Here is a 13,782-nt window from a genome sequence, read left to right as displayed (position 1 = left end):
TAGTTTTTTTTACCTTAAAAAGTTTTCAACCGGTACTCCCTTTCACCCTGGGAGATCCTGTATTCCAGAAGATCCATTTCACACATCTCATCCATGAGTTGCCCTAATTCGCCTGCACAGAGATCGAAATCCATCTGGGAACAAAGTTCAATGCAACAGGGACATTTAAAACTAGTTTCAATGGATTCTATTTTTGTCCATCCTCCAGGCATGCTTAAAAGATTGTAAATAAATATGTAAGAGTTTACAATATCCATGAGTTCCTTTTCCAGTTCCAGATCCTTTAAATGTCCCTTAAGCTCCTTAACCCTTGTCTTGAGGGTTTCCAGTTCATCCTCTGGAATGGCTATCATGACCCTGATTTCTTCCCTTAAAAAATAGTTTCCCCTACTTATCTGAAGCCGCTCCTCCCTGAATACAACTCCCCCAACATCCTCAACAAATTCAACCAGTTCATTGAATTTGTAGGCACCACCACTGAAAAGCAGGATCCTGTACATGGTTATCAATCCACAGTTGAATCAGAGTTTTTTAAAAAGTTCACCAGGCCTTAAAATACTGATTCCAGTGTTTTCACCAACCACCTCTATCTGAACCACCCATTCTGGATTTTCTTCATTCAATTTTAAATTCAACCCTTCAAGGAGTTCATCTCTAAGAGTTGCAAGCAGATCTTCACGTGATTCTATGTAACCCCTGCCCCTGAGATCAACCCTCACAACGAAGGATTCACTTTTCTCTATTTTTTGACCTGCGAGCATCAGTACCTTCTCGAGTATGGCATCTTTGCGTGTTCTCACAACTTCATCTATAGGTACAACCTTGGATATCACCGTTGTTTGAGCATCCTTAAGTTTCATTGCAGCTTCCAGAGGATCCATGTTCAACTGGACCAGAACAACGTTTATGAAATCTGTTTTCTCGATACTGACTATTGACTCGTGGTTCTGAAGTGCCAGTTCTATCTCTTCAATTCCAAGAAGTTCTTCACCTGCAGTATCATTCTTGTGGCCCTGGAACGTTACAAGCAGGTTAAATCTTGCTGTGGGTTTAATGGTTTCACCTCCATTATACTAAGAAAGCCCAGAAACAGGGGATCCCTGTATTAATTTGAACCTTCCAAGTTCCTCAATCAATTTCCCTAAGAATTCTATGTATATCTATGGTGAAACTTGTATAAATTTTAAACCCATTGTATGAACCACCTTCAATGGGTTTGAATCATTTCTAACAGATTTTTATGTTTAAAAATAGTTATTCCAGTATTTTCACCCAGCACTTCAAGTTGAACTATCCAGTAGGGGTTTTCTTCATCACAACGTAAATTTAACTTATTTTCTATCTCCTTTGAAACTGCAGCATTCAATTCTTCACTGGATTTTAGGTTCATGCTCCTTAGATTAGATACAACCTTGAAGGAATCCCCTTCCTTGATTTTAGAATCTAGAAGTTCCACAACCTTCTGAAGTATGCACCTCAAACTTGTTTTTACAGCCCCATCCATATGGACAGCGTAGGAAACTGTTTCACCATGATCTTCCCTTAGTTTATGGGCAGTGCATTTAGAATCTAGATTTGATTCTATTAATAAAGTTTTCAGAACCTCACATTCCTTTATATAAAAATATTGACTTTCTTTATTCGCAGATGTATTCATATCCTTAATTTTCGAGAGTATATCTTCTAATTCATCAGGATCATGGTTCTTTAACATAACTAAGATGTCGAATTTTTCATTCGTACACATTCGATTCCCCCACATATTCATATAATTATAATAGTAATTAATACTATATTAATATTATGAATTCTGTATCTTGTATTATCAATTGTGGTGGGTCCGTAAGTGTCGACTTTATACTCTCAACCATGGTGTTTCTAATGGTACTAACGAGTCTGGTTGCAATGGTGGAGGATAGAATGGACAGTGCAGAGGATGCAGAGGAACTTGGAACTGGAAGGATGATGGTCGAATATGTTGCTGAAACTGTTGACAGCGTTTACAGCGGAGGAAATGGTCATTCAGCAGTTATAACTCTTCCTCCCTCAATCAACGGTGACCCCTACACAATTACCCTGATTTCTGGTGCTGTTTTCATGGATGTGCATGGGCTTCGTGGACAGGCAGTGATGTTTCCCGGGGCAATTTCCGGGAATGAATTCAAAATGTACTCCAGTAGAAGCTACAACATCTCAAACATTCAAAAAAGCGAGAATTACAGTGAAATAGTTGTTAAAGAGATTAAATGAGTGATTTTATGTGGTTTTCATTTGATATGGATGCAAGGGGTCAGGTTCCACTTGAGTACATTCTGATCATGGGTTTTACATTCGTTGTTTCACTGGTTTTTTTATTTCCTGTTGGAGAACAAAATGAATTGAACATCGCCCTGGCTTCTGCAAGAACTGGTGCCATTGAAGGGGCAAATATGGATTCATTTGCACTCTACCCTGAGGAAACCTTCAAAAATTACACATCAGCCCACACCTCACTTACAAAACCCTCAACTGTAAGGATAATTAGAATAGAGTACAGGAATCAGGGAATGAACTCCAATTACCAGAAAGAGAAGATACAGATCAGGGTCTATGCCTCAGCACCGTCAGTCAGAACCCCTGGTGAAAGAAACTGTCTGGGTGACAGGATAAATTACCATGTTCGTATGAGCATTTCTCAAAATTTCAAAACAGAAAACTTAACAAACAAGGTGTACAATCCAGCATTTTCTCCAAGATACGTTTTCACAACGGGTGATGTATCATGGGTATGATTAAATCATCATTTTAAAAATTAAATTAGTATAGCGAAAAGGATTGTGATGAAAAGCATTACAATAAAAAGAATTATAAAAAAATAGTGAATTATAAAAATATTTTTAAATCGATACTTTTAGGGGGAGACCTGTTTTAAAATATAGTAAACAGTCCTCAGAGGGATTTGGAGTTTTTCTGATATTTCACGGGCTGAAGCACCATTTTTATGGAGTTTCGTGAGTTCGGCATGAATCTCTGGAGAATATTTGGATCTCCTCCCCCTTCTGAACTTGGAAGATTTGAGGTAGTAAACAGTTTTAACGGGAATGTTAAGAATTTCTGCAACTTCATCAGGAGTTTTACCCTCATCAAGGAGTTTTTGTATTAGTTCAGGTTCCTTTTTATATTTCTTTGGCCTGCCCATCTGTGTTACTGGTTCAACTTCAATTCCAAGTTCTGAAAGGGCATCGAGGTATTTTTTGGAGGTTCTGAGGTAAATGCTTCGAGGACATTTTATCCTTTCCAGATCTGGATTTTTATCCAGTAACTCCATTATCTTACTTGAGGAAAGCTGCTGGGAAACATGAACTTCCTTAGCCAATCTTAACACCTGAAAATTATTTTTTCACCATTTCAAGGAATTTTCTAGCCTTCTTTGTCTGGGGTTTTCCAAAGGTTTTGAATTTATTCACCTCTGCAGTGACATCGGCAGGTTTAACTGAGAATATATCTGCAGCATCTTCAATTGAAAGTTTTCCATGGGTGTGGAGGATTGCAGCTCCTGAGGCAGGTGTGTTCATTTGTACGTGGAGACCCTTCATCTTGCCCTCTATTTCAAACTTCCTTGAAACAACTGCTTTGATGTTTGGGATGTAACGGATGTTTTCTTTGAGGTTGCTTCGCATTATATCAACAGTGAAGGGGTCGAAGTCCTCGAATGCCTTCATCTGGTTGGTGTCCAGGCTTGGTCTGAGGTTTGGGAATGGACCTGAGTACTTGCTCCGCCTGTCGTAGGAGGTTAAAAGGTAGTATCTTATAACGTCCCACAGGATGAGTATCTTGGGCATTTCCACGAAGAGCTTCTTTTCCAGGCATTTACGTGTTTCCATATCCTTTTGAAGCTCCTTATCCATGGATCCATCTTCGGTGATGAGATTTTCACTTTTAAGTGCCTGGTTGAGGAACTCCTCCCTGAGGTCTTCAACATCACTTGCGTCCTCAGCTATCCTGTGGGCACGTTTTTCTGCCGCTTCAAAGGCCTGGTCGTAGGTGTCGAGTTTTTCACGGTCAGATATCAAACCCTTCAGTACTTCATCAAATATTTTACGGGCGTTGTGCTCTGCAACCTTAACATAAGCAATTGAAAGGGCTGTTTGAACCTGTTTGTCATTGATGATTGCGGGTTTTTTTCTGTGAATCTGCATGAACTCTATACGTGCATTTGAACCGTACTTCTGTCTTATCTCACGTTCGTAGTTCATATCATCCTTTGCATCTATGTTAACCCGTTTTCTAACCCATTTTCCATCCTCAAGAACCTTAACAACTAAGGAAAGGGTCTTGACTATGCCCCTCTTTTCATGCTTCAGGATACGGACTATGTTACGAAATGCATCCCTTCCCATTGGGGAGAGATCAGCCATTCTGAGCATGTACTCCCCTGAAAGTGGAAGGTACTTGATGATGTTTAACCTGTAAACCCCGTCTTCGTTAACACTGAATGTGAAGTCCTTTGACCCGCATTCACATGTTTTCTTCAGGAGGGCTATCTCATGGCCCCTGAACCTTTTACCGCAGGAGCTGCAGGTTAAAACTGCGTACTCCTCCAGCTGTCCAATGGCTATTTTATGGGATGCTATGGAAGATTTAACCCTGTCAAGGATGTTCTTTTTGGCAGCAGCCCTCATCCTGAAGTACTGGGTGTGGCGGCCAACATCGTACATGTCCTCTGCCTTCATCTCAGTTGAATGGGTTCCACCGTAGCGGATGATGGATCTGTAGGGTGCCTTGTACCCCTTGATCTCCATGGTGTCCCGCAGATCCTGAAGCTCCTCCAGGTTGTCCTGCAGATAGCTGTAGGTGTCCCTGAAGGTTTCAAAGTCTGAAATTTCCTCGGCGATTATCCTGTTGTGTTTTATGTTGTCCAGGAACCTTTCCGCCTTTGCTATGAGTACTGATTCATTCATTTTATTTGTTCACCAATATCAGCGCCTTCAGCAGTTAGGAGACTCATATTGTCATCTGTTGCAAGTATCATACCCTCAGATTTTATTCCGAAGAGTTTTGCAGGTTCAAGGTTCACCACAACTATAACCTTCCTGTTTAAAACTTCTTCAGGTGCGTATTTCTTTGCAACACCTGCAACAACCTGTATCTTTTTGGAACCTATGTCCACACTTAGTTTCAAGAGATTCTTTGAACCCTTGACACTTTCTGCACCTATTATCTTTCCAACCCTGAGATCCACCTTTGCAAAGTCATCTATTGATATTATGTCCTTCATATTATCCTCATCCTCTAAGCTTTCATACAACACGTTCTTCTCTTTCTCAATAACTTCATCATCTATCTTCTTGAATATTGGTTTTGCCTTTCCTATCTCCATACCAGAAGGTAGCTGTACCTTTGAATCATCCCATGTGATTCTATCTTGGTTTATTCCGAGTACCTTGAATATTTCCCCTGTTTTCTCCGGGATGTATGGTACCAGCAGAACTGCAAGGACCTTTGTCAGCTGGTTGCAGAGGTAGAGACAGTTTGCTGCCTCATCCTTATTGGTTTTAACAGCTTTCCATGGTTCCTTGTCGTTGAAGTATTTGTTGGCGTATTTTGCAAGTTTGATTATTTCAATGAGTCCTTCCCTGAACTTGAACTTTTCTATGTGTTCAGAAACTTTCTCTGGTAGTTCCTTCATGCGTTTTTCAAATTCTTCATCGTTTTCATCGAATTTGGATGGTTCTGGTATCCTTCCATCGAAGAACTTGTGGGTGAAGGTGAATGTCCTGTGAAGGAAGTTTCCAAGGACGTCTGCAAGTTCGTCGTTGACCCTTCTCTGGAAGTCATCCCAAGAGAAGTCTGTGTCCCTTGTGAGCGGTGCGTTTGCAATGAGGTAGTACCTCAGAAGATCGGCATCGAAGGTTTTAAGGAAATCTTCAGCCCATATAACCCAGTTTTTACTGGTTGACATTTTCCTGCCTTCAAGGGATAGGTACTCCCCTGCTATGATTGTTGATGGGAGTTTGCAGTCGTGTGCCATTAGTAGAGCTGGCCAGAATATGGAGTGGTGGTAGATTATATCCTTACCTATGAAGTGGACGGCCCTGTCGTTCCAGTAGTCTTCCCATGGTTTGTTTTCACGCTTTGACCACTGGGACGCTGAGGATATGTAGCCGAGGAAGGCTTCTCCCCATACGTAGATGATCTTGCCCTCTGCATCATCTAGGGGTACTGGAATTCCCCATTCCATGTCCCTTGTGAGTATCCAGTCCTTCAAGCCCTCCTTCAACCATTGGAGTGCGTAGTTTTTAACGTTGGGTGGTAGTTCATCGTTGTTTTCTATCCATTCCTTGAGGTCTTCCTGGAAGTGGCTGAGCTTGAAGAAGTACTGTTTGGACTCCCTTATCTCTGGTTTGGAGTTGCAGATGAGACATGCTGGTTCAACAAGCTGTATCGGTTCCAGGTGTCTTCCACATGCTTCGCAGTGGTCTCCCCTTGCCCCTTCAGCTCCACAATGTGGACATTTTCCTTCAACGTACCTGTCCGGTAGGAACCTGTTGCATTCCTCACAGTAGGGCTGTTTTATTACCTGTTCATAGATGTAACCCTTTTCGTAGAGTTTTAAAAAGAAGTTCTGTGATATTTCGTAGTGGGTTGGGTCCGTGGTTCTTGTGAAGCTGTCCAGTGATATGTTGCAGGATTCAAGGTCATGTTTTATCATATCATGGTAGCGTCCTGCTATTTCCTTAGGCGGCACACCTTCCTGTTCTGCACGAACTGCTATGGGTGTTCCATGCTCATCCGTTGCACATACCATGAGTACATCGTTTCCCTTCATCCTGTTGTAGCGGGCATATATATCTGCAGGTATGTAGGTCGATCTTAAATGCCCAAGGTGGCATGGACCGTTGGCATAGGGCAGTGCACACGTTATAAATACCTTGCTCAAATTCATTCCTCCTTACATTAAACATCAAAAATCTAATCAGTTTTAAAAGATTCATTCACAATTATAATCCGTTTAAAGTGAAAATATAGAGTTAAAACCCCTTTCATAGGGGGTTTCCGTGGATGTATTGTGATACAGACACTAACTAGTTTTGTAGTATTCCATATATAAAATAAACACCAATGGAATTTTGAGTTCCTGTGAATAAAAAACTGGGTTACACAATATATAAAAAAAATTTATAAAAATAGGGGTTTACTTTATTAAATTTGATGAATTTCGTAATGTCTATATAGTAGTAAGAAGAAATAACTGGTCATGGAACCCGATATGACCCGTGTTCTAATAGGGATAATCGCCATCATATTTGGTGTGATAATGATAGTGTATCCACCATTTGTAGCATACCTGGTTGGAATATTCCTTGTATTATACGGAATAATAACATTAATAAGTAAAGCCTAAGTTTTTATTTATTAATTCAGGAGACCCTAATGGATTTAATCCAGATCTCCCACCCTTTTTATTTAGATAGATGAAGTTTTCATTTAGATAAAATTTCATTAGATAAGAACTTTTTTAGGAAAATTTCAACTCGTTATCTAGATAGATGAAGATATAGCTCTTTTTGTTTAGATCTGAGTAAAAGAAGCTTTTTTTTACCTTTGCCCTGAAACTGGGAATAAAAAAAATCCAGGGGACAGGTTTTCATTCGATTTTTAATCTTCAACAAAACTTCAACTATTTTATCCATGAACTCCAATATGTTTACCATGGTTTCACCAGCATTTATAAACCCGCTTTCTGAGGATGGAAAGCAGATGGTCAGGGAGATGGGATCCCTTGAGGCGCTCTACAATCAAAATGCGGATCTGATTGAAGTTATAACAAAAAGTCACCTTCAGGACATCTCAGACATACCAACCAACTACGTTGAACTTGCACTCAAACGGATCGAATGGTACCTGGTTCACAACAGCAAGAAGTACGATCACAAGGTTTACAACTTCCTATTCAACGTTGAAATTACACCCTTCGATGTCATATCATTTTACATACTCTGCCAGGCCATTGGAATCCGGTACGGTCCCAACTCACGTGAGAGCAGGGTTATGGTTGAATCCCAAGGTAAGATCATTGAAAACCGCCTGGAAAAACTGTCAAAAGGTGAGAGGGAAGAGGTTGTGAATAGAATACTGGGCAGCCTCTTAACCCAGTCCAGTATTAAATGGACCTTCTTTGAGGAACTTCTAAGCTCCAAAAAGCTCCAGCTCCGTGACCTGCTCCTTGACAACGGCCAGATCATCCTGGACAGGGAGGAGTTCCTGGAACGCTTCGGAGACAGGATAACCCACAGGGACCCTGAGAAGATGTACGAACTCGTTGTAGGTGCCAAGATCAAGGAACTCATCGCCATAAAGATGATAATGCAGAAAACTGAGGATTACATGAATGCCGTTTATGAGAAGGCCCAGCGTGAGATAGAACCCAACCCCATGCTCCTTGAGGTTGCAGAGAAGGTTTCCACTGTACTCTCTGAATCAGTTCAGACCTACGGCTACGGTGGAGGTGGAGGTGTCGGTGCCAAAGCCTCACCCCTTTCACCTAAAGCATTTCCACCATGTGTTAAGAAGGTGCTTGAGGGCATAAGGTCCGGTGGAAGGAACGATGCAATAATTCTATTTCTGACACCGTTCATATCCTATGCAAGGCTTTATCCAGGGGTTTTTGCTGAGAACGTGACCAAGAGGGTTTCAGATGTTGATCCCAACCTGAACGCTGTTCAAAACGAGGTACTCCCAATGATATTTGGAGCTGCAGAGCGCTGCAGTCCACCCCTATTTGAGGACCAGCCCCAGGAGAAGGTGAACATCAACGCAAAGATGGGCTTTGGAATGCACGATGCCCTTGAACTGAAGAATGAGGGCGAAACACTCTGGTACACACCCATGAGCTGTGAGAAGGTTAAGATACATTTACCTAGTCTCTGCAAGCCTGATAAGACCTGCAAGACAATTGGGAATCCTTTGAGTTATTACAACAAGGTGAAGAGGGAGTTAAAGAAGGGTGGAGCTGAAGGTGAAGAGAAGGGTGATGGAAAGAGTGATGAAACGCATGAATCTCCTTCTAAGGGTTGAAGAGGATAAAAATAGAATGAAAATAGAATAAAATGAACTTGATGTTAAAAATAAATCTAATTTAAAAAATTTGGTCGTCTCCTAAAACATTCCCTAAAAGGTACAGGGTTCATGCAACCTGATAATGATCCCCTTTAGGAGGGATCGAATTAACGGTAACTCCTTTTCTTTGAAAATTGCCTGAACGTGTCTAATATTCTTCTAAAATGCAATATTTTTCCATGAAGTTCTTCCATGTGGAATTTAAGTCTTAATAAGGGGTTATCCTCTAGATATAAAACGTCACTCGTCAAAGAGCTTATTTTATAGTATCCCCTGGCATGGGAGGGATTCTGGATCTTCAACGTGTCTCCAACTTTTAAGTAGGAGCTGCGGTTTCTTATTTTAAGCTTTCTTTTTGGATTGAGAGCTCGTTTCAATTTTTCTAATTGTTCCTGCCTTTTAAGATTGATTACTCTTCCCATTCACGAATCACCATATGTTTTTGTTCCTTGGAATCTATTTGAGATGACTTAGTATATTAATCTGTGTGTAGGTAACTTTAATATATTGTCAAGGTTTTGGGTGGGTTTCAAGACAAATCTTCTTTTAAACGATTGAAAAAGAACCCCTATTCAAATCAAATAAGTAAAAAAATGCATTTTTTTCTTGGAAGATAATTTGGTTAGTTTTTGATACCTAAACTGCATGTATATTTATTAAAAAAGAAAAAAATGAGGAACAATAACAGTTATTAATTTTGGTAATGTATATCCTGTTTTGTTAGATAGGAGAATGATATAAGTTCATCTCCATCTAGATCCTCTTTATTCATATCAACAGCATTTATTCTATTATTTCCATAGGTCTTATAATAATAAATGCCTTTTTCTTGGTCCATACAAGCAGAATACGTAGTTTTTTCTTCCATTCCGTCTGTTATAACTCCACCTTTTACCATTTTTACATAATCAAGCATATGGAAACATTGCGTAACGGCAGTGATATCATCCTTTATAACGGGCATATGAGCTCTAGCATATGCAATTCTTACAAATCTACTTATGCTATGAGAATCTCCAGGCATTCCTAAAGTACCGGCTCCTACACCATGAATCTTTAAAACTTGGTCACTCCACTTAGTTTCTTTTGGTTGATGAGGCGTGATATATAGATACCTGTTTAAATTCATCAAATGCCAATCAAAAGTTGGTTGATTAGTCATTACTCCAACTGGATTATCATAAACTGCAAGTTTATCCTTGGTTTTTTCAACTACTATTGACTGACCTGTTTTATCGGTAATCATCCAGTGAAGGGTGGGTACAGGTGTCTTTTCATTTAGGGGTACATTTACTAATTCTATGTTAGAAAGGGCTCCCTTTACTTCATCTATTGTTTCATGGTTCGATACAACCCAGTAAATGAAGTCATATGGTGCAATATTTATTTTTCCTGGCACTGGTTTTTCTTCAAAATGAGCGAACCCTTCAAAATTTAAACCTGCACAAACTAATCCCTTTTCATTCATAGCGTCAACCATTGAAGGATGACCGTCAATGACAGTTCCCATACCAATAATAGCTTTTTTGGTCTTCAACATATTCCCTGTCACCTTATCTTCAAGCTGATAATTTCTAGGAAGGATTAAAGGACATTCGTTAACATTATATGCTAAATCCAAATTCCTTCCAAAAAAATTATGCTTCTCTTCGGATTGAATATTAAACGATGTGCACATATTTGTCCACCTCCTATTTTTTGTAAAATTATTTATTTTTTATTATTAATTTTTTGGGTAGCATCGAAGTTTTAGAGGATTAGAGAGTTTGTTTTTAAAAAAAAATATCCAATCAATACTAACTCTTTTTCCTGGAAAATGCCTAAAAATGTTAAATATCATTCTAAAAAGCAATATTTTTTCGTGAAGATACATTTATATAAAATAATGTAAAGTATTAAAATGTACATGGTAAAATTAGAATGTATGGAACATATTTAAAATGTATAGTGGATACTATTAAATGGAGTTGTTTTTGTGGATGAAAAAGGATTTGCAAATATTCTAGTTGAAGAACTTGTTGATAAAATTCCTGTTGATTCTAGACATTTTTTATCGGAAAATGGTATTGATCCAGATAATTTAGATGATGCTAATGAGATATGGAAAACTTTCGTTAGGTATAACGTGGATGGAGGAGGAATAAAGTCCAATATTGTATATAACCACTGGATAAAACTATCTGAATCTTCTATTCTTTTAAATCGAAGAGAACTTATAAAGGAAGTCTCTAAATTAAAGGATTTGAAATGTTACGAAAATTTTTCTACTGAATGTCCTGTTACTTATAAAGCAGGTTCACTGATAAATTCGGATAATTGTTATGGTAACTGTGACGATTGTCCTTTCGTATCATTGACTAAAGAGTTAAAGTGGCATAAAGCACACTATAGAATAGCTAAAATTTTATTAGAAACCTCAAAAAGATTACTAATTGAAGATGAAGATGGATCTAAGAATGGTAACTTAAATGACATCGTTTCAGGTCTTTTTTTGAAATACGATGGCCATTCAGATCAATCCAAACTGGCAACACAAGAACTATTAAACCTTTTTAAAGGTATTAAAGGTTATGGAACACCTCCAAAAGTTATTGTTTGGATGTTCTCAGAAATGAGCAGTCCTGTTCACAATTTAAATCATTGGGAAATGTTAGATTATCATCAATTTAACCCCGTAGATACTCATGTGGGTAGATTAATGGAAAGGTTTGGATTTTTAGAAAAAAACAATATTAACTATCAAAAAATTGAAAAAAAACTCAATGATCTCTATCCCGAGGAACCTAGAAAACTTGATTTTGCATTATACAGATTAGGGGCTGAAATGGAACAGAATATCTGTGGAAAAGAGCCTAAATGTGATTTATGCCATGAAACGTTTCCTAAAATTTTTGAGGGATGTCATTATAGGGTTAAAATCCAATGAATTGAGTTAATGTTATTATTCAGGAAATGTTTTAAATATCCTTAATTACTGTAAAGAGCCCAATCTGGAGAGATATAACTCGATGGAAATTTACTCATATGACCTAGAATATAATATCTCCTTCTTTACTATTTTTTTAAGACCCAAACGATCCACTTGTTTCTGAACAGTTAAAAGTTCAAAAATCTTGTTTACGATGCTGTCTAAGAAAGCCAAAACCTAAAGAAGCTAAATTCTTAATATCTTTATGTTTACGATAATATCCAGATTGATAACTCTTTTTAACCTCTCTCCGATGCTCCTTATACCACTCAACACCATCATCATTAACCACATGATAACGCTGATTATCATGCTTCACATCAACAATAAGCTTACCACACCACTCACAAACACGTTCCATACTTAAAAATATAGAATAAAAAAGAATAAATAAAAATACGAGACAAAAAAAGAGTTTTACGAAAGATTAATCATTTCTTCTGATTGACAAATTTAATTCTATGTATTTCAGTAAGATGTTTTGGAGTAATTTTTCTGATTTTTCTAATTCTTTCCAATTATTCTCAATATTATGAACATGTTTACCCTGGAATTTAGAAATTTCTTGTATATCCGAGTAAACTTTATCTTTATCCATATTCATCAAATCTGCGATATTATTTGCTATTCTCCTATTTCTTCCTTCTAAGGATAAACGATCACGATCTGAGATAGCACTTATAAACTTCTCAAGTTTTCCATCTTTTTTTAAACTGTCAATTCTTTTCGCACTCTTAATTATGGCCTTTCTTTCACATTCTGTTAATAAAGGTTCGGCTTTAGTACCAAAAACATGTTCTATAGTGGCCCATAATCTTGCAACTCTATTAGGTAATAAATTTTCTGTATAAGATTGATTTAAACCAGTTAAAGCTGTTCTTACTTTATTTTTTACACCCATCAATTGATTTAATTTAATTTTCTCATCTTTCGTGAGTGGATCACTCAATTGCGTCCATAAATCCATAGATCCCCCTATTAAACCATATCGAGGTATAGGCGAAACTGTGTAGTGTTGAATATGAAACCCAATATCTCTAATAAATCCTGATGCATTTAAAAAGGTTTGGATATTGTTAATACTTTGTTCTATTTCTATTCTATTTGTTGATTTTAGTTTCGTTTCAGCCCTAATCCTATATTTATCTGTTAAATTAAATTTCCATTCTGAAATTTCATTTAAACTAGGAATTAATTTAGTTACATCGTAAAGTGCATTAGAAACTTTACCACCGGATACAATAAAATAAACATTAATCCAAGTGCCTAGAGGTTGTTTTTGGTAAGAAAAAAATTCATAAGCTTTGTAAACAGCTTTTTTATCTTTTGTAGAAAATTGTACCTTATGATCTTCTGAATTATAAAAACGAATTAGATAACCTTCTTCAAAAGGATCAATATCCTCAGGATGGTCTCTTTTATAAACCTCTTTTAAAGGAATTATGAAATTAATGAGGTAATGTTCTTCAAATAATAGTTTATTTACTTTTTCAAGATCATTCATATTGATGTGTTACCTCTTCATTTTAATTAATATATTTCCAGTATATGCGGTCTTGTTGTGTTTTTTTATCATATTTTTTTTATTAGGTTTGAACCACGGTTGTTCTGCCATTTTCTTTCGATGCGTTTGGGGTTTAGTTTGTAGTCTGTGTGTAGGCATCCTTTGTCTTTTAGGGATGGTAGTATTTCTTTTGCGGTGACTTCTCCGTGTC

Annotated in this window: 16 protein-coding genes; 6 read left to right on the top strand and 10 right to left on the bottom strand. The window is 37.7% G+C overall.

All coding sequences use genetic code 11. From position 1 onward, the window contains the following. Positions 1–14 precede the first annotated feature (14 nt). A complete protein-coding gene (locus MCBB_RS04810; RefSeq protein ID WP_071906691.1) occupies positions 15–500 on the bottom strand; it encodes a methyl-coenzyme M reductase family protein in 486 nt (161 codons plus the stop codon). Positions 501–521: 21 nt separating this feature from the next. Further along, positions 522–881 (bottom strand): THUMP domain-containing protein, encoded by a 360-nt coding sequence (locus tag MCBB_RS04805; protein WP_071906690.1) that lies wholly within the window; start codon positions 879–881, stop codon positions 522–524. A gap of 60 nt (positions 882–941) precedes the next feature. On the opposite strand from MCBB_RS04805, the gene MCBB_RS12280 reads away from it, so the two are divergent. Beyond that, a complete protein-coding gene (locus MCBB_RS12280; protein WP_231916410.1) occupies positions 942–1,109 on the top strand; it encodes a hypothetical protein in 168 nt (55 codons plus the stop codon). 98 nt (positions 1,110–1,207) lie between these two features. Here MCBB_RS12280 and MCBB_RS04800 read toward each other — a convergent pair whose 3' ends face one another. Then, positions 1,208–1,747: a THUMP domain-containing protein gene (locus MCBB_RS04800; RefSeq protein WP_071906689.1), complete on the bottom strand. Its 540-nt coding sequence runs from the start codon at positions 1,745–1,747 to the stop codon at positions 1,208–1,210. 134 nt (positions 1,748–1,881) lie between these two features. On the opposite strand from MCBB_RS04800, the gene MCBB_RS04795 reads away from it, so the two are divergent. Further along, complete coding sequence (locus MCBB_RS04795) at positions 1,882–2,250, top strand: hypothetical protein (protein ID WP_071906688.1); 369 nt, start codon at positions 1,882–1,884, stop codon at positions 2,248–2,250. Next, positions 2,247–2,771: a hypothetical protein gene (locus MCBB_RS04790; protein WP_231916409.1), complete on the top strand. Its 525-nt coding sequence runs from the start codon at positions 2,247–2,249 to the stop codon at positions 2,769–2,771. Before MCBB_RS04795 ends, MCBB_RS04790 begins: the two co-directional genes overlap by 4 nt. Before the next feature lie 119 nt (positions 2,772–2,890). Here MCBB_RS04790 and MCBB_RS04785 read toward each other — a convergent pair whose 3' ends face one another. Genes MCBB_RS04785 through metG form a run of 3 tightly spaced genes read right to left on the bottom strand, consistent with a single transcriptional unit; the run spans position 2,891 to position 6,919 of the window. Continuing rightward, a complete protein-coding gene (locus tag MCBB_RS04785) occupies positions 2,891–3,355 on the bottom strand; it encodes a helix-turn-helix domain-containing protein (RefSeq protein ID WP_145976011.1) in 465 nt (154 codons plus the stop codon). Positions 3,356–3,371: 16 nt separating this feature from the next. Next, positions 3,372–4,940: a DUF530 domain-containing protein gene (locus MCBB_RS04780; protein ID WP_071906687.1), complete on the bottom strand. Its 1,569-nt coding sequence runs from the start codon at positions 4,938–4,940 to the stop codon at positions 3,372–3,374. After that, positions 4,937–6,919 carry a methionine--tRNA ligase gene (metG, locus tag MCBB_RS04775; protein WP_171899089.1) on the bottom strand — a complete coding sequence of 661 codons (1,983 nt, stop codon included), beginning with the start codon at positions 6,917–6,919 and terminating at the stop codon, positions 4,937–4,939. The genes MCBB_RS04780 and metG overlap by 4 nt, the downstream gene beginning before the upstream one ends. 318 nt (positions 6,920–7,237) lie before the next feature. Between metG and MCBB_RS12080 the strand changes: the two genes are divergently transcribed. Together MCBB_RS12080 and MCBB_RS04770 are read left to right on the top strand one after the other, a co-directional pair. Further along, positions 7,238–7,384: a hypothetical protein gene (locus tag MCBB_RS12080; RefSeq protein WP_171899088.1), complete on the top strand. Its 147-nt coding sequence runs from the start codon at positions 7,238–7,240 to the stop codon at positions 7,382–7,384. 308 nt (positions 7,385–7,692) lie between these two features. Then, the gene (locus tag MCBB_RS04770; RefSeq protein ID WP_071906685.1) at positions 7,693–9,057 is read left to right on the top strand and encodes a DNA primase; all 1,365 of its coding nucleotides are present in this window, start codon (positions 7,693–7,695) and stop codon (positions 9,055–9,057) included. A gap of 149 nt (positions 9,058–9,206) precedes the next feature. Here the strand turns inward: MCBB_RS04770 and MCBB_RS04765 are convergent, their stop codons facing one another. Both MCBB_RS04765 and bsh read right to left on the bottom strand, forming a co-directional pair. Beyond that, positions 9,207–9,521, bottom strand: a complete 315-nt coding sequence (locus MCBB_RS04765; RefSeq protein ID WP_071906684.1) for a hypothetical protein — start codon at positions 9,519–9,521, stop codon at positions 9,207–9,209. Between the two features lie 269 nt (positions 9,522–9,790). Beyond that, complete coding sequence (bsh, locus tag MCBB_RS04760; RefSeq protein ID WP_071906683.1) at positions 9,791–10,777, bottom strand: choloylglycine hydrolase; 987 nt, start codon at positions 10,775–10,777, stop codon at positions 9,791–9,793. Between the two features lie 297 nt (positions 10,778–11,074). Here bsh and MCBB_RS04755 point away from each other — a divergent pair, with 297 nt between their 5' ends. Next, positions 11,075–12,025 carry a DUF2400 family protein gene (locus MCBB_RS04755; RefSeq protein ID WP_071906682.1) on the top strand — a complete coding sequence of 317 codons (951 nt, stop codon included), beginning with the start codon at positions 11,075–11,077 and terminating at the stop codon, positions 12,023–12,025. Positions 12,026–12,203: 178 nt separating this feature from the next. Here MCBB_RS04755 and MCBB_RS12075 read toward each other — a convergent pair whose 3' ends face one another. Further along, the gene (locus MCBB_RS12075; protein ID WP_071906681.1) at positions 12,204–12,428 is read right to left on the bottom strand and encodes a hypothetical protein; all 225 of its coding nucleotides are present in this window, start codon (positions 12,426–12,428) and stop codon (positions 12,204–12,206) included. A gap of 66 nt (positions 12,429–12,494) precedes the next feature. Continuing rightward, positions 12,495–13,571, bottom strand: coding sequence for a hypothetical protein (locus tag MCBB_RS04745; protein ID WP_071906680.1), 1,077 nt, complete (start codon positions 13,569–13,571; stop codon positions 12,495–12,497). Between the last annotated feature and the right edge of the window lie 211 nt (positions 13,572–13,782).

It is taken from the genome of Methanobacterium congolense, assembly GCF_900095295.1.
GTDB lineage: Archaea > Methanobacteriota > Methanobacteria > Methanobacteriales > Methanobacteriaceae > Methanobacterium_C > Methanobacterium_C congolense.
This window is presented reverse-complemented; position numbering and strand designations above follow the sequence as displayed.

Bases quoted from the DNA above. Each gene is read 5' to 3' on its own strand.
- MCBB_RS04765 (WP_071906684.1), bottom strand. From the start codon at position 9,521: ATGGGAAGAGTAATCAATCTTAAAAGGCAGGAACAATTAGAAAAATTG.
- MCBB_RS04745 (WP_071906680.1), bottom strand. From the start codon at position 13,571: ATGAATGATCTTGAAAAAGTAAATAAACTATTATTTGAAGAACATTAC.
- MCBB_RS04780 (WP_071906687.1), bottom strand. From the start codon at position 4,940: ATGAATGAATCAGTACTCATAGCAAAGGCGGAAAGGTTCCTGGACAAC.
- MCBB_RS04795 (WP_071906688.1), top strand. From the start codon at position 1,882: ATGGTACTAACGAGTCTGGTTGCAATGGTGGAGGATAGAATGGACAGT.
- MCBB_RS04790 (WP_231916409.1), top strand. From the start codon at position 2,247: ATGAGTGATTTTATGTGGTTTTCATTTGATATGGATGCAAGGGGTCAG.
- MCBB_RS04770 (WP_071906685.1), top strand. From the start codon at position 7,693: ATGGTTTCACCAGCATTTATAAACCCGCTTTCTGAGGATGGAAAGCAG.
- MCBB_RS12075 (WP_071906681.1), bottom strand. From the start codon at position 12,428: ATGGAACGTGTTTGTGAGTGGTGTGGTAAGCTTATTGTTGATGTGAAG.
- MCBB_RS12080 (WP_171899088.1), top strand. From the start codon at position 7,238: ATGGAACCCGATATGACCCGTGTTCTAATAGGGATAATCGCCATCATA.
- MCBB_RS04810 (WP_071906691.1), bottom strand. From the start codon at position 500: ATGTACAGGATCCTGCTTTTCAGTGGTGGTGCCTACAAATTCAATGAA.
- MCBB_RS04805 (WP_071906690.1), bottom strand. From the start codon at position 881: ATGGATCCTCTGGAAGCTGCAATGAAACTTAAGGATGCTCAAACAACG.
- MCBB_RS04800 (WP_071906689.1), bottom strand. From the start codon at position 1,747: ATGTGTACGAATGAAAAATTCGACATCTTAGTTATGTTAAAGAACCAT.
- bsh (WP_071906683.1), bottom strand. From the start codon at position 10,777: ATGTGCACATCGTTTAATATTCAATCCGAAGAGAAGCATAATTTTTTT.